Below are 18,612 nucleotides of genomic sequence, written 5' to 3'. Positions count from 1 at the left end.
AGATTGAGCCGGGTTGGCTGGGATTGATCAACTGGGAAGAGGCGTTTGCGCGTGCGTGCGCTCACCCGAGGACTGCTCGGTGTGGCCGGGTTCCTCGTCGTCTGGGAGCTGTTCGGCCGGTCCCGGCTGGTTCCCTCGGAGTACTTGCCACCGCCGTCCGTCGTAGCGGTGCAACTCGTGAAGTTGTTGGGGGAAGAGGACTTCCTGCGTGACGTCCTCGCGACGGTCCTCGCCGTGCTCATCGCCATCGGGCTGTCGGCCGGGATCGCCGTCCCGCTCGGCCTCGTGCTGGGCAGCGTGGCGTCCGTGCGGCACGCCACCCGCGCCGTGGTCGAGTTCCTGCGGCCCATCCCGTCGGTGGCGCTGATCCCGCTGGCGGTGCTGCTGTTGGGCATCGGGCCGGAAACCAAGATCACCCTCGCGGTGTACGCGGCGATCTGGCCCATCCTGTTCAACACCATCTACGCCCTCGACGAGCTCGACCCCCTGCTGGTCGAGACGGCGCGCGCGTTCGGCTCCGGCCGGGTGCGCGTGCTGGCGTCGGTCGCGCTGCCGAGCGCGTTGCCGTTCGTGCTGACCGGCATCCGCCTCGCCGCCACGACGAGCCTGGTGGTGATCGTCAGCGTGGAGCTGCTGGAAGGCGGCTCCGGCGGCATCGGGCAGTACATCGCCATCGCGCGCAGCGGCGCCGGCCGGATGGACATCGTCCTGGCCGGGACGGTCGTCGCAGGCGTGATCGGTTATGCCCTCAACGAGGGGTTGGAGCGCGCCCAGCGCCGCTGGGTCGGCTGGAGCTCGTTCGTCGGAGGTCGGTCGTGAGCCGATTCGTCCAGCGGTGGGCGGTGTTCGCGGGCCTCGTCGTGGTCTGGGAGCTGCTCACCTGGTACGCCGACGACACGTTCTTCCCGCGCCCCACGGAGATCGCCGTCGCGGCCCACGACCTCTGGTTCTCCGGTCCGGCGAGCGACCTGTTCCTGACCGACACGGTGTTCGGGCACGTGCTGCCCAGCATCGGCCGGCTGCTCGCCGGCTGGGGCGTCGCCGCCGTCGTCGGCGTCTCCCTGGGCGTGGCGCTCGGCCGTTCCGCGACGGCCGCGCAGTACGCCGGGCCGCTGCTGACGTTCCTGCGCTCGATCCCGCCGCCCCTGCTGGTGCCGGTGTTCCTGCTCGTGTTCAGCGTCGGCACCACCATGCAGCTCGCCACGATCATCTTCGGCGTGCTGTGGCCCATCCTGCTCAACAGCATCGACGGCGCCCGCTCCGTCGACGCGACGAAGTTCGAGACCTCGGCGGTGTTCCGCATCCCCAAGCCACAGTGGATCCTCGGTGTAGTCCTGCCCTCCGCGGCACCGAAGATCTTCGCCGGGTTGCGGGTCTCCCTGTCGCTGTCGCTGGTGCTCATGGTCGTCTCCGAACTCGTCGGAACCGACAACGGGATCGGGTCGCAACTCCTGGTGGCGCAACGGGAGTTCGACTTCCCCGACATGTGGGCCGGGATCATCCTCCTGGGTGTCCTCGGCTATGCCCTCAACACCGTGCTCCTCGCGTTCGAGCGCCAGGCCCTCGCCTGGCAGCCGAAGCAGGAGCGCACCCCCGCGACGGTGGAGGAACAAGCAGTATGACCGCGATGCTCGAAGTGGCCGACCTCGGCCACACCTACCAGGCGAAGGACGGCGCGCACACCGCGATCGCCGACCTGTCGTTCACCGTCGGCACCGGAGAGCTGGTGTGCGTGGTCGGCCCGTCCGGCTGCGGCAAGTCCACGCTGCTGCGCACCATCTCCGGCCTGATCCGCCCGACCCGCGGCGAGATCAGCCTGCACGGCAACGAGGTCCGCGGTGTGCCCGACGACCTGGCCGTGGTGTTCCAGGACTACAGCCGCTCGCTGTTCCCGTGGCTGAGCGTGCAGCGCAACGTCGAGTTCCCGCTGCGCCGCACGCTGGGCCGCGCCGAGCGCCGGACCCGCGCGGCCGAGGCGCTGGAGTGGGTCGGCCTGGGCGCGGCCGGCCGCAAGTACCCGTGGCAGCTCTCCGGCGGCATGCAGCAGCGCGTCGCCATCGCCCGGGCGCTGGCCTACCGTCCCGCGCTGCTGCTGATGGACGAGCCGTTCGCGTCGGTGGACGCGCAGACCAGGTTCGAGCTGGAGGACCTGCTGCTGAAGGTGCGCACCGAGCAGGACACGACCGTCCTGGTGGTGACGCACGACATCGACGAGAGCGTCTACCTGGGCGACCGCATCCTGGTGCTCTCCACGTCGCCCGCGTCCGTGGTGGCGGACCTGAAGGTCGACCTGCCCGCGCAGCGCGACCAGATCACCACCCGCGAGTCCGAGGCGTTCGTCGCGCTGCGGGCCGAGGTGGCACGCCTGCTCAACGTCGGCAAGACCTCCGAGGAGGTCCGGGCGCGGCGCGAGGCGAACGAGCAGCAGGCGGCGAAGTGGGCCGAGGCGGAGCGGGCCGAGGCCTCGCGCGCCGAGGCCGAGGAGCGCGCCACGACGTAAGCCGAGGAGCGCGCCACGACGTAACCGGCGCCCCACCGCACGACCGCACGTCCGACGGGCGATCCGCGGCTCGTCGGCCCTCCCGGGCCGGCGGCGCGGGTCGCCCGTCGTCGTTGCGCGGGAACGCCTTCCGGTGCCCCCTGTGGCGCCCTCAACGGCGCGTGGACGGCCCCGGGAGGCCCTGCAGCGGGTCTCGGGTCGGGCGCCGGGCACAGGGCGTCACGGCGCGGGGGAGCCGGGCGGTGGCCGCCGGGTTCGATGAGGATCGTTCACAACGATTCGACATCTTTCTCGCCGCCGGGCCACCCGGAAATGATCACCGGACCGTCATCGGACGATCACCCGACGTGCGTGCGAAGACATTCTTTCCGCATCCTGCGGGGTATTGCATCGGTGATTCCTATGGGTTCCGCGCGCGGCGGCGGGGGCGCCGGCGGGCGCGCCGGCCCGTCCGCCGGGTGGAATCGGCGACGAATGCATCGGGCCGCCGCCGGTCCGGGTGAATTCCGGTGGACTTCCGGATGTGATTTCCGGTCGGCGCGGTGGACGCCTTGTTCTCCGGTGACCGGACACCCGGGGGGTGCGGGCGGAGAACAAGGCGGCGGTAATCCGATCTCACCGCGGGGAGTTCTCGCGAAGAATTCCCCGGCTAATCGCGTGGTGTTCCGCTCAGGGCCCCACGTAGTTTTGGGCGAAATAGCCCGCGGACGACCCCGAGGCGATGAGGTGTTCGAGCCGGGCCTGACCCAAACGGCTCAGGAACGGCTCCGGCGAACGGTGGATCATGAACACCATCCACTGCGAGAACTCCTGCGCACGCCAGACGCGGCGCAGGCACACCTCGGAGTAGCTCCGCAGCCCCGTCTCATCACCCGTTCGGTGGTACCGGGTCAGGGCGTCGGCCAGCACCTCGGCGTCGTGCAACGCGAGGTTCATTCCCTTCGCGCCCACAGGCGTGATGATGTGGGCGGCGTCGCCGAGCAGGTACAGGTTGCCGTGGTTCATCGGTTCGACCACGTGGCTGCGCATGTCGAGGATGCGCTTCTCGACGATGCGGCCCTCGGTGAGCTTCCAGTCGGAGTCCCGAAGCGCCAACCGCTTGTGCAGCTCCGCCCACACCCGCTCGTCCGGCCAGTTGTCCACGGTGTCGTCCACCGGCACCTGGAGGTAGTAGCGCGAAACCGTGGAACTGCGGAGCATGTGCCCCGCGAATCCATCCGGGTGAAGCGCGTAAATCACCTTGTGGGTGGATGGCGGCGCCTCGGCCAGGATGCTCAGCCACTCGATGCCGTGCTGGTGGCTGAACTCCTGCACCGCGCCCGGCGGGATGCTGCGCCGCGTCACGCCGTGGAACCCGTCCGCGCCCGCGATGAACGAGCAGTCGAGCCGCTCCCGCGTGCCGTCCGCGTTCGTCCAGGTCAGAGCCGATTCCGACGACTCGATGCCGTGCAGCTCGACGTCCGTGACCGACCACCGCACGGAGCCGCCGCGCTCGTCGACGTAGTGCCGCACGAGGTCCTGGACGACCTCCTGCTGCGGGTAGATGTAGTGCGTCTGCCCGTCGTAAAGCGTGGCGTAGTCCACTTCGTACGCCTCGCCGTTCACCCGGAATTCGCACGCGCCGTGCCTGTCGGCCTCTCGGAGCAACCGGTCCGCGAGCCCGTGCTCCGCCAACATCTGCACCGCGCGGTGCTCCAGCACCCCGGCGCGGGGCCGGCTCTCGATGTACTCGCGGGTGCCTTTTTCCAGCACCACGCAGGGGATTCCGGCCTCGCGGAGCAGGTTCCCCAAGGTCAATCCCGCGGGGCCCGCACCGACGATGCCCACCGGGCGCCGGTTGCTCTGTACGGCCCATTCCGCGTCAAGATCGCTCACCGCATACCCCAACCTCTGGACAGCCTGTGCAAAGATGCTCACCGAAGGTAGTGGATCAGCCTTCGAGTGTCGGTCGACTGGGGTCTTGCCGATCCACTCGTATCACTTTGAGTGGTTCCGCAGCGCCTCCGTCGCCCGTGCATCCTGCCCCCGCAAAGTCGTCACTCCAACAGGAGATGCCCCCCATGACTCGAAGAGTCGGCCTCTCGGCACGAAGGATCATCGGCGCAGTGTCCGCAGTCGCGATGCTCGCCGTGGTCTCCGCCTGCGGTGCGCTCGGTGGTTCCGAGGAGAAGCCCACCGGAGCCGCGGCGCCGGGCAAGGTCGAGAAGGCCACGGTCACGGTCGGCCTGCTCAACATCCTGGACGTCGCGTCGGTCCACGTCGCGATCAAGAAGGGTTACTTCAAGGAGGAGGGCCTGGAGGTCAAGCCCGAGATCATCCAGGGTGGCGCCATGGCCATCCCCGGCCTGATCAACGGCAGCCTGGACTTCTCCTTCGGCAACTGGGTCTCGTTCTTCGCCGCCGAGGCCAAGGAGGCCGCCAAGAGCGTCGACGGCCTGAAGCTGGTCAGCGACGGGTACCAGGCCAAGCCCGAGATGTTCCTGATCCTCGCCAAGTCCGACTCCCCGATCAAGGCGCCGAAGGACCTCGAGGGCAAGACCATCGCGATCAACACGTTCAAGAACATCGCCGAGCTCACCGCGAAGGCCACGTTGGAAGCCAACGACGTGAACCCCTCGAAGGTGACGTTCAAGGAGCTCCCGTTCCCGGACATGGAAGCCGCGGTCCAGAACGGCACGGTCGACGCGGCCTTCATGGTGGAGCCGTTCATCAGCCGCGCCCAGCGCGCGAGCGGCCAGATCACCGTGCTCGACGCCGCCTCCGGCCCGACCGCGGACATCCCGATCGCGGGCTACGCCACGACCGGCAAGTTCGTGAAGGAGAACCCGAACACCGTCGCCGCCTTCCAGCGCGCGATGGCCAAGGGGCAGCGCGACGCGGCGGACCGCCCCACGGTCGAGCCGCTGCTGGTCGAGTACGCCAAGGTCGACAAGGAAACCGCCAGCCTCGTGCACTTCGGCGAGTTCCCGACCACGCTGGACGCGACCCGCTTGCAGCGCGTGTCGAGCCTGATGCGAACCTACGGCTTGCTGGAGAAGGACTTCGACGTCAAGCCGATGTTGGTCACCCAGTCGGGTAGCTGATCTCGAGGGGGGAGCCCGGCGCCGGGCTCCCCCCTCGGGTGTTTCCCGTTCGGGTCGAGGGCGTGAAAAAGCCATGAACGCCGGTTAGCGATCGTTTAGCGCGTCCAGGTGTGGTGCGCGCGACAATGGTTGATTTGCAAACTACCGGCCACCTCGTCCGAACGGCGGTATGACTCGGCGGATTTTTCCTCCAAGATCCACCGGGTTTGTAGGGATGTGTCGTTTCACCGGGCTGGGGAGTGTGCTGACGGTGCGCGGTCACGACGACCACGCCTCCGGGAGAGATCCGGAGCGGATTCAACTCGACACGGGTGCCGCGGGAAGCGGTCCACCCGACTCGGGTCCCAGCACAGGCGCCGTGCCCGCCGACCGGGGTGTTTCCCGGTGGCGACTGCGGAACTGGCGCCTGCGCAGCAAGCTGGCCGTGGTGCTCCTGGTGCCCGCGCTGAGCACGCTGACCCTCGCCGGGCTGAGGTTGAACACCCAGCTGGACGACGTCGGCCTGTTCGGCCAGGTCCAGCGGGAGCTCCAGCTGTCCGCCCAGGTGGCGTCGGTGTCCGACGCCCTGCAGCTGGAACGCGACGCCGCGGTCTGGTTCGTGGCGGGCGGCCGCACGGAGAACGGCGGCGAGTTCCAGACCCGCTCCAGCAAGGTCGACGCCGAGGTGGGCAGGCTGCGCGACGTCGCGGCGTCCGCCACGGCCGGCGTCGACGACGCGGTGCGCGAGTCGTTCCAGAAGTCGTTGCAGGCGCTGGACGGCCTGAACGCGCTGCGGAACACGGTGACCACCACCAAGTACCCTGACATCTCGGTGCACAGCGCGTACGGCCAGGTACTGGCGGCGCTCGCCCAGGTGCACCGCGCCACCGCGAGCAGCCTGAGCAACGAGACGATCACCCCGCTGACCGGTGCCAACCTCGCGCTGTACTCGGCCAAGGAACAGCTGTCGCAGCAGAACTCGATCCTGCTGTCGGCGGCCAAGCGCGGCGAGTTCGCGCCCGGCCAGGCCAACGCGCTGCGCGCCGCGCAGTCCCGGTTGGACGCCGCGCTCACCGACTTCGCCAACACCGCGAGCCAGGACAACCGCCAGCTGCTGTCCGACACCGTGACCGGTTCGCCGGTCGACGCCCGCAACAGCCTGGTGCAGCTCGCCCTGGTGCAGCAGCAGGAGAACGACGAGGGCGAGGTGTCCATCCGGGACACCGACGTGCTCGCCGTCGGCGAGCAGACCGCCGCGCTGTTGCGCCAGGTGTCGCAGGACATCGAGCGGCAGGCCAACCAGGCGGCGATCGACGAGACCGAGGCCGCCCGCGCGTCCGCGTGGCGCGACGCGGCCCTGGTCGCCGTGGCGCTGGTCATCGCGTTCGCCCTCATGGCGTTCGTGGCGCGCTCGATGCTGACGCCGCTGCGCGTGCTGCGCCGCACCGCCCTCGACGTGGCCCGCAACCGCCTCCCGGACGCCATCAAGCGCATCCGGACGCACCGCGACCCGGCGCGCGCCGCCGAGGAGGCGCTGGTGCCGGTGCCGATCAACACCACCGAGGAGGTCGGCCAGGTCGCGCGGGCGTTCGACGCCGTGCAGCGCGAAGCCGTCCGCCTCGCGGTCGAGCAGGTGGCGCTGCGCGCGAACGTCAACGACATGTTCATCAACCTGTCCCGGCGCTCGCAGGCGCTGGTCGAGCGGCAGATCACCGTCATCGACCGGCTGGAGCAGGACGAGCAGGACCCCGACCAGCTCGCCAGCCTGTTCGAGCTGGACCACCTCGCCACCCAGATGCGCCGCAACAGCGAGAACCTGCTGGTGCTCTCCGGCACCACGGTCAACCGCCGCGTCACCCGGCCCGTGCCGATCTCCGAGGTGCTCGGCGCCGCGGTGTCCGAGGTCGAGAAGTACGCCCGCATCCAGATCGCGCCCGCGCCCGAGCTGAAGGTGCAGGGCCGCGTGGTCAACGACCTCGCGCACCTCATCGCCGAGCTGCTGGACAACGCGACCGCGTTCTCCAAGCCCACCACCAAGGTGACCGTGCGGGCGATCGAGACCCGGCGCGGCGAGGTGTCCATCCGCATCCACGACCGCGGTGTCGGCATGCAGGAGCAGGACGTCATCGAGGCCAACACCAAGCTCGCCGACCCGCCCGAGGTCGACGTGTCGGTGGCCCGCGAGATGGGCCTGTACGTGGTCGGCCAGCTCGCGAAGCGGCACAACATCCGCGTCACGCTGACCAACAACGACGACATAGAGGGTGGCGTCACGGCCCAGGTCGTGCTCCCGGTCGACCTGCTGCACCGCGGCCCCGAGGCCGTCGCCCCGAAGCCCGCCCCCGCCGCGCTCCCGCCGCGCCAGGCCGTGCCGCAGCTGGAGGACAGTGGGGTCGGCGTGCTGGCCGGCGTGCCGAAGTGGACGCCGGAGGTCGCGCCCGGCGGCTACGCGCCGCTGGAGCTGCCCGTCACGACCGGGCCGCAGGTCGTGCACACGCACGAGGCCGAGCCCGGCGGGTTCTTCCAGGTCGAGCAGACCCCGGTGGACGACCTGTTCACCGCGACCGTCACCGAGACCGTGCCGCCGCCCGCGGACGAGCTGCCGGACTACTCCTACCCGCCGGCCGCCGCCGGGGCCGGGGCCGCGCAGGCTCCCGCCCCCGTCGTCGACGACTACGAGGACGACGCCTCCACGCAGCGGCTGCCGATCTACGAGGACGTGCTGTCGCGCTGGTTCCAGGGCGGCGAGGCCGAGGGCGGGGTGCGCGGCGAGCTGGGCGACCAGCCGGCGGGCGTGCCGCCGGAGACCGCCTCGGAGCGGACGATGTTCGCCGACCGCGCCGAGCTGATGGGCACCGACAACGGCGCCGGTCACGAGGGCACCGCGTCGGAGCAGACCGCGTACACCGACCGGGCCGACCTGATCACCGCGTCCGCGCCGGTGAGCAGGCCGACGCCGCCCGCGCCGCGCGGCTCCACGCCGGCGGGCCTGCCCAAGCGCGAGCCCGCCCCGTCGGCGATCCCGTCGTCCGGCGCGTCGACCACGCCCGGTTGGGGCGCGGCGGCGGACGACAGCTGGACGGCCGCGAGCAGCGCCCTCAAGGCGCCTGTGGACGACACGACCACCGCGGGCCTGCCCAAGCGCGTCCCCAAGGCGCGCCTGATGCCCGGTTCGCTGTCCGCGCCCGCGCCGCGCGGGCCCGCGCCGGCGGCCCAGCCGTCGGCGGGCGGCGCCGCGCCGGCGGGCGTGGCGACCGCCGCGCCGCCGCGCCGGTCGGCCGACCGGTTGCGCCAGCGCTTCGCCACCTACCAGCGAGGTGTCCAACTCGGCCGGCAGTCCGGCGACGAAGCCGGCATGCCGTGGGAGGGCTTGGCGTTCGGCAACGAGGACAACACCACCGCCGCCAGGGGCGGCGATCAGCCCAAGGAGCAGAAGTGACCACCGCAACCGAGGAACTCGACAACTTCAGTTGGCTGGTCGATGACTTCGTCGCCCGGGTCGCGGGCGTCGCGCACGCGATCGTGGTCTCCGCGGACGGCCTGTTGCTCGCGTCCTCGGAGCGGTTGCCGATCGACCGCGCCGAGCAGCTCGCGGCCGTCGCGTCCGGCCTGGTGAGCCTGAACCTGGGCGCGGCCCGCTGCTTCGAGGCGGGTGACGTCAAGCAGACCGTGGTGGAGATGGAGCGGGGCTACCTGTTCCTCATGTCCATCAGCGACGGCTCGTGCCTGGCGGTCCTGGCCGCGCCCAACTGCGACATCGGCCTCATCGGCTACGCGATGACGCGGCTGGTCGAGCGGGTCGGCGTCCAGCTCACCCCGGAGATCCGCTCGCAGCTGCACGTCGCCATGCGCGGCTGAGGTCCCACCACCCGGCGAGGTCCTACTACTAGGGAAAGCAGAGCAACATGAGCGGTGGCGCTCCCGGGCGGCCGGGGTCACCCGCGGCGAGCCTGACCGTCACGTCGACGAAGATCGTGGTGGCCGGCGGGTTCGGTGTCGGCAAGACGACCTTCGTCGGGTCGGTGTCGGAAATCGTGCCGCTGACCACCGAGGCGGTCATGACCGAGGCCAGCGTCGGCGTGGACGACCTGTCGGCCACGCCGAACAAGATGACCACCACGGTGGCCATGGACTTCGGGCGGGTGTCGCTGGACAGCGACCTCATCCTGTACCTGTTCGGCACCCCCGGCCAGCACCGGTTCTGGTTCATGTGGGACGACCTGGTGCGCGGCGCGATCGGCGCGGTCGTGCTGGTCGACACCCGCCGGCTGTCCGACGCGTTCGCCTCGATCGACTTCTTCGAGGACCGCGAGCTGCCGTACGTGGTCGGCGTGAACTGCTTCGACGGCCTGCTGCACCACCGGATCGAGGACATCCGGGAGGCGCTGACGATCGACGAGTCGGTGCCGATCGTGCCGTGCGACGCGCGCAACCGGCAGTCGACCAAGCAGACGCTGATCACCCTGGTGCAGCACGCGATGCGGCAGCCCACGTTCGCCTGACGGGGTTCGCTTGGCCGGGTTCGCCCGGCAGACGTCCGCCACGGGCCGCGACCGGAAATCCGGTCGCGGCCCGTCGTCGTGCGGGCCACACTCGGACGGGTGCCCGACGCCTTCGAGGACGCCGACCTGGCGGCCTACTACGACCTGATCAACGACTCGCGCGCCGACACCGACTTCTACCTGGGACTGGTGCTGTCGGCCGACGCGGTGCTCGACGTCGGCTGCGGCACGGGGGTGCTGCTCAAGGAGGCGCGCGCCGCCGGGCACCGCGGCCGGCTGGTCGGGCTCGACCCGGCCGAGGGCATGCTGGCGCAGGCGCGGCGGGCCGACGGGGTGGAGTGGGTGCGCGGCGACCTGGGCACGGCGTCGTTCAACGCCGAGTTCGACCTGGTCGTGATGACCGGGCACGTGTTCCAAATCTTCCTCACCGACGACGAGGTGCGCGAGCAGTTCGCCGCCGTCCGCGCGGTGCTGCGACCGGACGGCCGGTTCGCGTTCGAGACCCGCAACCCGGGCGCGCGGGCGTGGGAGCGGTGGACGCCCGAGCACGGCACGGAGGTCGTCGGCGAGGGCGGCGAGCGGGTGCGCGTCGAGCACCGCGTGGAGAGCGTGGTCGACGGGCTGGTGACGATGACCGAGACGTTCAGCAGCCCCGACTGGCCCGAGCCGCGCGTGGACCGGGGCAGCCTGCGGTTCACCGACGCCGATCACCTGGACGCCCTGTTGCGGGAGACCGGGTGGGCGGTGGCCGAGCGCTACGGCTCCTGGGACCGCTCGCCGCTGACGCCGACGAGCCGCGAGATCATCACGATCGCGCGGCCGGGTCCAGGCACCGGCTGACGCCGGGTCCACCCCAAGGGGTTCACCCGGGTGGGTTCACCCGGGTGGGTTCACCCGGGTGGGTTCACACAGTCACCCACTCGGTCATCACGGTGGTGCCGCCGACCTCGCAGCGGAACCGGACCGGGCCCGACGGCGGCGGCCCGAGCAGGAACATGCCCAGCTCGTCCAGCCCTGCCTCCTCCACCGGCCCGGTCGCCGTGACCAGCTCCACCCGGCCGGGCCCGGCGGGCAGCACCTGGCCCGCCACCCCCGCCTCGGTCACCTCGACCTGCACGGACACGCCCTCGGCGTCGAACACGAGCTGCCGCGCCGTCCGCGCGGTCCGCGCCCGCGCCGCCAACTGGTCGTCCAGCACCGAGTCGTAGCTGGTCAGCGCCAGCAGCTCGGCGTCGACCGTGCGCCACGCGAACGCGGCGCGCGCGGCCTGGAGCAGGTGCTCGGGCACGTCCCGCTCCTCGGCGAGCGCCGCGCCCAGCTCCCGCAGCAGCACCTCATCGCTTTCCCACCCCGGATCGTCCCTCAACACCGACCACACCTCCTCCGCCCACCGGCCGCGGCTCGGCCAGCTCCAGCACCGCGGGAGTCTTGCGCAACTTCTCCAGGCACCTGATCCGGGTGGGCCCGATGCTGCCCACCGGCATCGCCAGCTCCTCGGCGACCGCCGCGTACGCGGGCGGCGGGTCGGCCATCAGCCGGGCCAGCAGCACCCGGCACTGCTCGGGCAGCGAGCGGAAGCCCTCCCGCAGCGCGTGCCGCCGCTGGGCCGCCTCCAGCTCCTCGTCCAAGTCCGCCATCGCGTCGTCCGGGCTCGCCGGCTCGTCCTGCGACTGCGGGTCGTAGGGCTGGGTGCGCTGCTGCGCCCGCAGCACCCGCAGGCACTCGTTGCGGGCGGTCGTGGCGATCCAGCCGGGCAGCGCCTGCGCCTCGCGCAGCCGGCCCAGCTGCTCCACCAACCGCAACCACACCGTCTGGTGCACGTCCGCCGCGTCCGCGTGGCGCAACCGGTGCCGGTGGACGACCGCCAGCACCAGGGGCGTGAACCGCGTGACGATCTCGCCCCACGCGCGCTCGTCGCCCTCCGCCGCCGCGCTCACGAGCTCGGCGATCGGGGCTGCAGGCGTCACGTCCCCTCCTCTTGTCCAGGGCATGCTGCGCCTCCGCCCCGGCCCGCGCCGGTGCGGACCCCTGCCGGGTCACGGGTTTCGCGTCTCTCTCCGCCACACACTACGGAGGCGCGGGGCCACCGCCGGATACAACTCCCGACGGGACTGCGGGCCACCCACGTGACACCCGCCGGGACCACCCGGACGGGTTACTCCACGAAGACGCCGTAACCGGGGAAGAACTCCGGCTTCCCCACCAGCAGCGCGTCCCGCGCGGCGGTCGCCGACAGGCCGTGCTCCGTCATCGTCGCGGCGATCCGGCCGGCCACGTGCGGCGCGGCGAACGACGTGCCCAGCCAGTAGGCCCACCGGTCGAACACGTCCACCGGCAGGCCCGGCAGCTCCCACCGGCCCTTGAGGAAGGTGCTGGTCCGGTTCCCGACCGCGCACGCGTCCACCCAGTACCCCTGGTTGGCGTAGCAGGCGGGCGCCCGGCTGCCGTCGCGCTCCTGGGCCACCGCCGACACCGCGACCACCCCGGGCAGCGCGGCGGGCCAGCTCGGCCGGGTCGTGCCCTGGTTGCCCGCCGAGGCGACCACGACCACGTCCGCGGGCAGCGCCGCGACCGCCCGGCGCACCGGCTCCGACGCCGTGTCGTCCTGCGTGAAGCAGCCCAGCGACACGTTGACGACCCGGACCTGCTCGTCGAACGACGACAGCGCCCGGACGAAGTCCTCCTCGGTGCCCAAACCGTTGGGGTCCAACGCCTTCTCCGGGTCGACCCGCACGCCCGGCGCGGCCTGCCGGACCACGCCGGCCACGAACGTGCCGTGCCCGCCCTCGAGGGCGAACAGGTCGGAGGTGCGGTAGGCGAGGTCCACCTCGTCGCTCCGCGCGGTGAACGCGCCGCCCAGCCAGTTCGGGTGGTCGGTCGCGGCGGACCGCGAGATCCCCGTGTCCACGACGCCGACGACGACGCCCTTGCCGAGTCCGGTCGACCCCTGGTCCGGGTCCGCCAGCGGCGTGCCCACGCGCGGCGGCTCGCCCGGGTTGCCGTGCATGTTGCCGCCGTGGCCCACCAGCACGTGGTGCGGCTGCACGAACGGCACCCGCTCGCCGGGCCACTGCGCCGGGTCGCGCAGCAGCCGCACGACCTCCGGGATGTCGTCGGGGTTGCGGGTGAGCAGCAACCGGGGCATCCCGGCGACGTCGCGCCCGCGCTCGTTGCCGATGCCGCTCTGCGAGAGCTTGCGGGCCACCCGCTCCACGTCCTCGGCGATGGTCAGCAGCTCGCCGGAGACGAACAGGAACTCCCGCCCCCGCTCCGGGTGCAGCCGGTAGCTCTTGTGGGCGGAGATGACCTGGCGGAACGCGTCCTGGTACAGCGCGGAGCGGTTCGACGGTTGGGACACCGTGGCCTCACAGCGACGTCGACGGGGCCGGCTCTGCGCAAGCTACCACAGCGCCCGCGGTAATAAGGTGGTTCCGTGGCAGGGGTTTCCGCCGCCGCAGCGCTGGAAGCCCGGCAACGGGACCCGCACGCGGCCATCGAGATGGGCCGCGCCGCGCTGCGGGCGGCGCGGGCCGCCGGTGACGGCGAGGAGGCATCCGCCGCCGAACGCGCGATCGGCCTCGCCTGGCGCGAGCTGCACGACTTCGACGCGGCCCTGCGGCACCTGCGGCGCTCCGTGCGCACTGCCGAGCGGGCCGGTTCGACCAGGGCCGCGGCGCTGGCCCGGATGAGCCTCGCGTTCGTGCTGTCCACCACCGGCAGGCACGCCCAGGCGCTGCGCGCGATCAACGAGGCCGTGCCGCACCTGCGCGGCGCGGACGCGGGCAGCGGCCGCATGCAGCGCGGCCTGGTGCTGCACTACCTGTGCCGGTACGACGAGGCGTTGCGCGAGTACAACGGCGCGATCGAGGTCGTCCGCCGGTTCGGCGAGCGGCTGGTCGAGGCCCGCGCGCTGAACAACCGCGGCCTGCTGCGCGCCTACACCGGCGGCCTGCGCGCCGCCGACGAGGACTTCGACCGCGCCGCCGCGCTGTACCAGGAGCTCGACCAGGCGCTCGCCGTGGCCGACGTGCGGTGGAACGCGGGCATCTCCGCCTCGCGCGCGGGCGACGTGCCGCGGGCGTTGACGATGTTCGCCGAGGCCGAGCGCGAGTACCGGCGGCTGGAGGTGCCGCGGCCCGCGCTGCTGATCAACCGGCTCGAGCTGCTGGTGTCCGTGCCGCTGCTGGAGGAGGCGCGGGCCGAGGCCGACCGGGCGCTGCAGGAGCTGGGCGGCGACCTCGTGCTGGCCCGCTCCGAGGCGATGTTCTACCGCGCCCGCGTCGCGCTGCTGGAAGGCGACCTGGACCGCGCCGTGACGATGGCGGTGGCCGCGCGCACCGGGTTCCGGCGGGAGAAGCGCGAGGTCTGGGCCGAGGGCGCGCGGCACGTGGAGCTGCGCGCCGCCTACCTCAGCGGGCAGCGCACCAGGCCGCTCGTGACGGCGCTGGCCAGGGTCGCCACCCGCCTCGACGCGCTCGGCTGGCGCATGGCCGGCCTGGAGGCGCGCGTCGACGCGGCCCTCGTCGCCCGCGACCTCGGCGACCGCTCCCGGGCCGTCGCGGAGCTGACCGCGGCGGGCGCGGCCCGGCGCGGCGGACCGGCCGCCCACCGCGTGCAGGGCTGGTACGCCGAGGCGTTGCGGCGCGACCTGCTCGGCAACGCCCGCGGCGCGCAGATCGCGTTGCGGCGCGGGCTCGCGCTGCTGGACGACTACCGGGTGTCGTTGGGCGCGACGGAACTGCGCGCGTTGAGCGGGGCGCAGGGCGCGGCGCTCGCGTCGGAAGGACTGCGCTCGGCCGTCGCCGGCGGCCGGGCCGGGCGGGTGCTGAGCTGGGCGGAGGCGTGGCGGGCCGGCGCGCTGCGGATGACGCCCGCCCGACCGCCCGAGGACTCCGGCCTGGCCGACGCGCTGGCCGAGCTGCGGGCCGTGACGGCGGACCTGGAAGCGGCGTCCACCGCGGGGCGGCCCACGGCGGCGCTGCGGCAGCGGCAGGTGCGCGGCGAGCAGCGCGTGCGCGAGCTGACCCGCCGCACCGGTGGCGGCGGGGCGGTGTTCAAGCCACCGGCGGTGGGGGAGCTGGCCCGGGCGCTGGGCGGCTCGGCGCTCGTCGAGTACGTCGACCACGAGGGCGCGCTGCTCGCCGTGGTCGTCGCGGGCGGCCGCGCGTCGCTGCACCACCTCGGACCCCTCGATGGCGCGCTGCGCGAGCTGCGGCTGCTGCGGTTCGCCCTGCACCGGCTCGTCACGCTGCCCGAGCACGTCGACCGCACCCCCGTGCGCGCCGGCGCCGAGCACGCCGCCGGGCTGCTCCAGAACCGGCTGCTCGAACCGCTGCGCCGACGGCTGGACGACCGGCCCCTCGTCCTGGCGCCCACCGGCCGGCTCGGCGGCCTGCCCTGGTCGGCCCTGCCCGCCTGCCGCGGCCGCGCGGTCACCGTGGTCCCGTCGGCCACGGTGTGGCTGCGCGCCGCCACGTCCACCCGGGCCACCCACGACCGGCCCGCTCACGACCGGTCCGCTCACGACCGGTCCGCTCACGACCGGTCCGCTCACGACAGGGCCTCTCACGACAGGGCCGTCCTCGCCGCCGGACCGAGGCTGCCCGCCGCGCCCACCGAGATCGCCGAGATCGCCGCCCTCGACCCCGGACCCGCCTCCGTGCTGGTCGGCGCCGACGCCACCGTGGACGCCGTCGCGTCGGCCATGGACGGCGCGCCCCTCGCGCACGTGGCCGCGCACGGCTCGTTCCGCGCGGACAACCCCCTGTTCTCCGCGCTCGAACTGGCCGACGGGCCGCTCACCGCCTACGACCTCGAACGGCTCCGCACCCCGCCCGCCCTGGTCGTGCTGTCGGCGTGCGACTCCGGCCTGTCCGCCGTGCGACCCGGCGACGAGCTGATGGGCTTCACCGCCGCCCTGCTCGGGCTCGGCACCCGCACGCTGGTCGCCCCGGTCATCCCCGTGCCCGCCGAGGTCACCACACCCCTCATGGTCGACCTGCACCGCGGCCTCGGCGCGGGCCTCCCGCCCGCCCTGGCGCTGGCGGCCGCGCAAGAGGCGCACCGGGACGACGGCGACGCCGCGTTCGCCGCCTGCGCCGGCTTCCTCTGCTTCGGCGCGTGACCAGCGGCGGCTAGGTTGGTCGCGTGGACGAACGCGACATGCTGGCCGTGGCCGTGGCCGAAGCGCGCGCCGGGCTCGCCGAGGGCGGCATCCCGATCGGCGCGGCCCTGTTCACCGCCGACGGCACCCTCCTGGGCCGCGGCCACAACCGCCGCGTCCAGGACGACGACGCCTCCACCCACGCCGAGACCGCCGCGTTCCGCGCCGCCGGCCGCCGCGCGGGCTACCGCGACACCGTCATGGTCACCACGCTGTCACCGTGCTGGTATTGCAGCGGACTCGTTCGCCAATTCGGGATACCGCACGTGGTGATCGGAGAAGCGCGCACGTTCCGCGGCGGTCACGAATGGCTCGCCGAACACGGCGTCCGAATCACGCTGCTGGATGACGACGAGTGCGCCCGGATGATGACCGACTTCATCGCCGCCGAACCCGGGCTCTGGTTCGAGGACATCGGCCAGGATTAACGCGCCGCGTCGCGCGCCGACACAATTCCGACACGGACACCGCTCACCATCGACGGGCATGGAACCGTGGCACGTCGACGAATCCCTCCACTCCCTCGTGCTGGCCGAAGGCGCGGTCGCCGTCGAGGTGCCGGCCAGCTGGGGCGCGGAGGTGAGCACCCAGCTCCGCTCCGCCGGGCCCCTCGGCCCGATCCTCGCCATCCCCGGACCCCGGCTGCGGTGGCTGTTCCTGGCCACCCCCGACCCGGACCCCGGACCGCGGCACGTGCCGCCGCCCGACGTCCGCTACTGGCACGGGCCGCGCCACATCCCCGCCGCGGCCTCGCGGTGGGTGGTGCCCCCGGCGGGCGCACTGCCCCCCGTGGGGGCGGTGCGCTGCGCCATCAGGACGGTCCGCCGGTCCCTGTGACCCTCAGAACCGGGTCAAAGCCTCTTCCATCGAACCGACGACGGTGAACACCGAGCTGAGCCCCGTGGCCTCGATCGGCCGCTGGGTCGCCCGGCTCGTCGCCACCAGCACCAGGGGGATGCTCAACGCGCTCGCCCTCTGGTTGCCGACCACCAAGGACTCCAAGCCCGCCGAGCCAAGGAAGCGCACCCCACCGAGGTCCACCACCACACCCCGCACGCCTTCGGCCAAGTGCTCCGTGAGCGGTTTGGTCAACTCCTCCGCGCTGCTCGTGTCCAGCTCTCCCGACACGTGCAGCACCACCACGCCGTCCGAAGGTCTGTCGACCCGCACGGAAGCGAGCGTCGCCGCGGGTTCTGGCACGCCGGTACTCCTCTCACTCAGCGACGCCGGCGCGGCGTCGAAACTCCACGGTAGCGCTCAACCGGCTTCGCTGACCGTCTCGGTCAGCACCAGGTCGACCAGACCGCGCGCGTCGGGCGAACCACCGAACGCCCGGCGCTGGCGCGCCGCGCCGCTGCCGTGCACGCCCAGCCACGCCACGTGTTCCTCCACAGTGGACAACGCCGAGGCGTCGCCCAGGGCGTCCGCGCACCAGGACACCAACTCCGCCAACCGCTCCCGGGCCGGCACCAGGCCACCCGTGCGCGGGTCGACGGCCAGACCGTCGATGCCGTCGCGCGCGGCACGCCAGTAGGCGGCCCGCAACATCGTGTCGTCCACCCGCTCCGGCTCGCCGGACTCGGCCGCCGTGCGGGCGAACGCCCGGATGACCTCGGCGATGACGACCGCGTCACGCGCCGTCATCGGGATGTCCGACACGCGCACCTCGACCGTCGGGTGCTCCACCGACGGCCGCACGTCCCAGTAGACCATCCCGCGGTCGAGCAGCACCTCCGTCGACTCCAGCGCGCTCACCAGCCCGTCGTACTCGGCGGCGGACGCCAGGTGCGGCGGCGGGCCGCTGATCGGCCAGCGCGACCACACGATCGACCGCCAACTGGCGTAACCGGTGTCCTCGGCGTGCTCGATCGGCGAGTTCGCGCTCAGCGCCAGCAGCGTCGGCAGCCACGGCCGCAACGCGTTCGACACGCGGATCGCCACGTCCCGGTCCGGCACGCCCACGTGCACGTGCATCCCGCAGACGCCCTGCCCGCCGATGATCTTGCGGTGCGAGTTGGCCATCATCCGGTAGCGCGGGTCGTCCGTGAGCGCCGGCGGGCCCAGCGTGCCGATCGGCGGGATCGCCGAGGCCAGCAGGCGGCACCCCGCCGCGTGCGCGGCCTTCGCCAGGTGGATCCGACCGGCCAGGACGTGCTCCGCCAGCTCCTCGGCCGTCCGGCACACCGGCGTCGCGACCTCGATCTGGAACGGGGTCAGCTCGCGCTGCACGTCGTGACCCGCGCCGGCGTGCTGCGCAACCGACTCGGCGAGGGGCACGGGTCGGCGTGATTCGGGGTCGACGAGGAGGAACTCCTGCTCCACGCCGACGGTCCACGGCTCGGTCATGCCGCTGCCATACCCACTCCGGCGCTGCTTCAACCACGG

At 72.7% G+C, this 18,612-nt stretch carries 17 protein-coding genes; 11 read left to right on the top strand and 6 right to left on the bottom strand.

Going from position 1 to position 18,612, the window contains the following annotated elements; all coding sequences use genetic code 11:
• Window positions 1-51 precede the first annotated feature (51 nt).
• Genes ACIGNX_RS26470 through ACIGNX_RS26460 form a run of 3 tightly spaced genes read left to right on the top strand, consistent with a single transcriptional unit; the run spans window position 52 to window position 2,500 of the window.
• The gene (locus ACIGNX_RS26470; protein ID WP_396543395.1) at window positions 52-819 is read left to right on the top strand and encodes an ABC transporter permease; all 768 of its coding nucleotides are present in this window, start codon (window positions 52-54) and stop codon (window positions 817-819) included.
• Window positions 816-1,622: an ABC transporter permease gene (locus ACIGNX_RS26465; RefSeq protein WP_396543394.1), complete on the top strand. Its 807-nt coding sequence runs from the start codon at window positions 816-818 to the stop codon at window positions 1,620-1,622. Before ACIGNX_RS26470 ends, ACIGNX_RS26465 begins: the two co-directional genes overlap by 4 nt.
• A complete protein-coding gene (locus ACIGNX_RS26460) occupies window positions 1,619-2,500 on the top strand; it encodes an ABC transporter ATP-binding protein (protein WP_396543393.1) in 882 nt (293 codons plus the stop codon). The genes ACIGNX_RS26465 and ACIGNX_RS26460 overlap by 4 nt, the downstream gene beginning before the upstream one ends.
• 669 nt (window positions 2,501-3,169) lie before the next feature.
• Here the strand turns inward: ACIGNX_RS26460 and ACIGNX_RS26455 are convergent.
• Window positions 3,170-4,417 carry a 4-hydroxybenzoate 3-monooxygenase gene (locus tag ACIGNX_RS26455; protein ID WP_396543392.1) on the bottom strand — a complete coding sequence of 416 codons (1,248 nt, stop codon included), beginning with the start codon at window positions 4,415-4,417 and terminating at the stop codon, window positions 3,170-3,172.
• A 188-nt stretch (window positions 4,418-4,605) separates the two neighbouring features.
• On the opposite strand from ACIGNX_RS26455, the gene ACIGNX_RS26450 reads away from it, so the two are divergent.
• The 5 genes from ACIGNX_RS26450 to ACIGNX_RS26430 all read left to right on the top strand — a co-directional run bounded on the left by ACIGNX_RS26450 (window position 4,606) and on the right by ACIGNX_RS26430 (window position 10,904).
• Window positions 4,606-5,583, top strand: a complete 978-nt coding sequence (locus ACIGNX_RS26450; RefSeq protein ID WP_396543391.1) for an ABC transporter substrate-binding protein — start codon at window positions 4,606-4,608, stop codon at window positions 5,581-5,583.
• A 358-nt stretch (window positions 5,584-5,941) separates the two neighbouring features.
• Window positions 5,942-9,001: a nitrate- and nitrite sensing domain-containing protein gene (locus ACIGNX_RS26445; RefSeq protein ID WP_396543390.1), complete on the top strand. Its 3,060-nt coding sequence runs from the start codon at window positions 5,942-5,944 to the stop codon at window positions 8,999-9,001.
• Window positions 8,998-9,420 (top strand): roadblock/LC7 domain-containing protein, encoded by a 423-nt coding sequence (locus ACIGNX_RS26440; protein WP_073890506.1) that lies wholly within the window; start codon window positions 8,998-9,000, stop codon window positions 9,418-9,420. The genes ACIGNX_RS26445 and ACIGNX_RS26440 overlap by 4 nt, the downstream gene beginning before the upstream one ends.
• Window positions 9,421-9,467: 47 nt before the next feature.
• On the top strand, window positions 9,468-10,064 hold the full coding sequence (locus tag ACIGNX_RS26435) for an ATP/GTP-binding protein (RefSeq protein ID WP_123746366.1): 597 nt from the start codon (window positions 9,468-9,470) through the stop codon (window positions 10,062-10,064).
• Window positions 10,065-10,163: 99 nt separating this feature from the next.
• Window positions 10,164-10,904: a class I SAM-dependent methyltransferase gene (locus tag ACIGNX_RS26430; protein ID WP_396543389.1), complete on the top strand. Its 741-nt coding sequence runs from the start codon at window positions 10,164-10,166 to the stop codon at window positions 10,902-10,904.
• 64 nt (window positions 10,905-10,968) lie between these two features.
• Here the strand turns inward: ACIGNX_RS26430 and ACIGNX_RS26425 are convergent, their stop codons facing one another.
• The 3 genes from ACIGNX_RS26425 to ACIGNX_RS26415 all read right to left on the bottom strand — a co-directional run bounded on the left by ACIGNX_RS26425 (window position 10,969) and on the right by ACIGNX_RS26415 (window position 13,422).
• Window positions 10,969-11,433: a hypothetical protein gene (locus tag ACIGNX_RS26425; RefSeq protein WP_396543388.1), complete on the bottom strand. Its 465-nt coding sequence runs from the start codon at window positions 11,431-11,433 to the stop codon at window positions 10,969-10,971.
• On the bottom strand, window positions 11,399-12,031 hold the full coding sequence (locus tag ACIGNX_RS26420; RefSeq protein ID WP_396543387.1) for an RNA polymerase sigma factor: 633 nt from the start codon (window positions 12,029-12,031) through the stop codon (window positions 11,399-11,401). Before ACIGNX_RS26420 ends, ACIGNX_RS26425 begins: the two co-directional genes overlap by 35 nt.
• 188 nt (window positions 12,032-12,219) lie before the next feature.
• Window positions 12,220-13,422, bottom strand: a complete 1,203-nt coding sequence (locus ACIGNX_RS26415; RefSeq protein ID WP_396543386.1) for a S8 family peptidase — start codon at window positions 13,420-13,422, stop codon at window positions 12,220-12,222.
• Window positions 13,423-13,497: 75 nt separating this feature from the next.
• On the opposite strand from ACIGNX_RS26415, the gene ACIGNX_RS26410 reads away from it, so the two are divergent.
• Genes ACIGNX_RS26410 through ACIGNX_RS26400 form a run of 3 tightly spaced genes read left to right on the top strand, consistent with a single transcriptional unit; the run spans window position 13,498 to window position 17,064 of the window.
• Window positions 13,498-16,188 (top strand): CHAT domain-containing protein, encoded by a 2,691-nt coding sequence (locus tag ACIGNX_RS26410; RefSeq protein ID WP_396543385.1) that lies wholly within the window; start codon window positions 13,498-13,500, stop codon window positions 16,186-16,188.
• A gap of 38 nt (window positions 16,189-16,226) precedes the next feature.
• Window positions 16,227-16,655 carry a nucleoside deaminase gene (locus ACIGNX_RS26405; protein ID WP_396543423.1) on the top strand — a complete coding sequence of 143 codons (429 nt, stop codon included), beginning with the start codon at window positions 16,227-16,229 and terminating at the stop codon, window positions 16,653-16,655.
• 58 nt (window positions 16,656-16,713) lie between these two features.
• Window positions 16,714-17,064, top strand: a complete 351-nt coding sequence (locus ACIGNX_RS26400) for a hypothetical protein (RefSeq protein ID WP_396543384.1) — start codon at window positions 16,714-16,716, stop codon at window positions 17,062-17,064.
• A gap of 3 nt (window positions 17,065-17,067) precedes the next feature.
• Here ACIGNX_RS26400 and ACIGNX_RS26395 read toward each other — a convergent pair whose 3' ends face one another.
• Both ACIGNX_RS26395 and ACIGNX_RS26390 read right to left on the bottom strand, forming a co-directional pair.
• On the bottom strand, window positions 17,068-17,427 hold the full coding sequence (locus tag ACIGNX_RS26395; RefSeq protein ID WP_396543383.1) for an STAS domain-containing protein: 360 nt from the start codon (window positions 17,425-17,427) through the stop codon (window positions 17,068-17,070).
• Window positions 17,428-17,484: 57 nt separating this feature from the next.
• Window positions 17,485-18,573 (bottom strand): glutamate--cysteine ligase, encoded by a 1,089-nt coding sequence (locus tag ACIGNX_RS26390; protein ID WP_396543382.1) that lies wholly within the window; start codon window positions 18,571-18,573, stop codon window positions 17,485-17,487.
• Window positions 18,574-18,612 lie beyond the last annotated feature (39 nt).

The sequence above is a fragment of the Actinosynnema sp. NPDC053489 genome, assembly GCF_044544865.1.
Classification (GTDB): domain Bacteria; phylum Actinomycetota; class Actinomycetes; order Mycobacteriales; family Pseudonocardiaceae; genus Actinosynnema.
The sequence above is the reverse complement of the archived record's forward strand: the minus strand, read 5'-3'. Positions and strand labels throughout refer to the sequence as shown.

Bases quoted from the DNA above. Each gene is read 5' to 3' on its own strand.
- ACIGNX_RS26460 (WP_396543393.1), top strand. From the start codon at position 1,619: ATGACCGCGATGCTCGAAGTGGCCGACCTCGGCCACACCTACCAGGCG.
- ACIGNX_RS26435 (WP_123746366.1), top strand. From the start codon at position 9,468: ATGAGCGGTGGCGCTCCCGGGCGGCCGGGGTCACCCGCGGCGAGCCTG.
- ACIGNX_RS26405 (WP_396543423.1), top strand. From the start codon at position 16,227: ATGCTGGCCGTGGCCGTGGCCGAAGCGCGCGCCGGGCTCGCCGAGGGC.
- ACIGNX_RS26400 (WP_396543384.1), top strand. From the start codon at position 16,714: ATGGAACCGTGGCACGTCGACGAATCCCTCCACTCCCTCGTGCTGGCC.
- ACIGNX_RS26390 (WP_396543382.1), bottom strand. From the start codon at position 18,573: ATGACCGAGCCGTGGACCGTCGGCGTGGAGCAGGAGTTCCTCCTCGTC.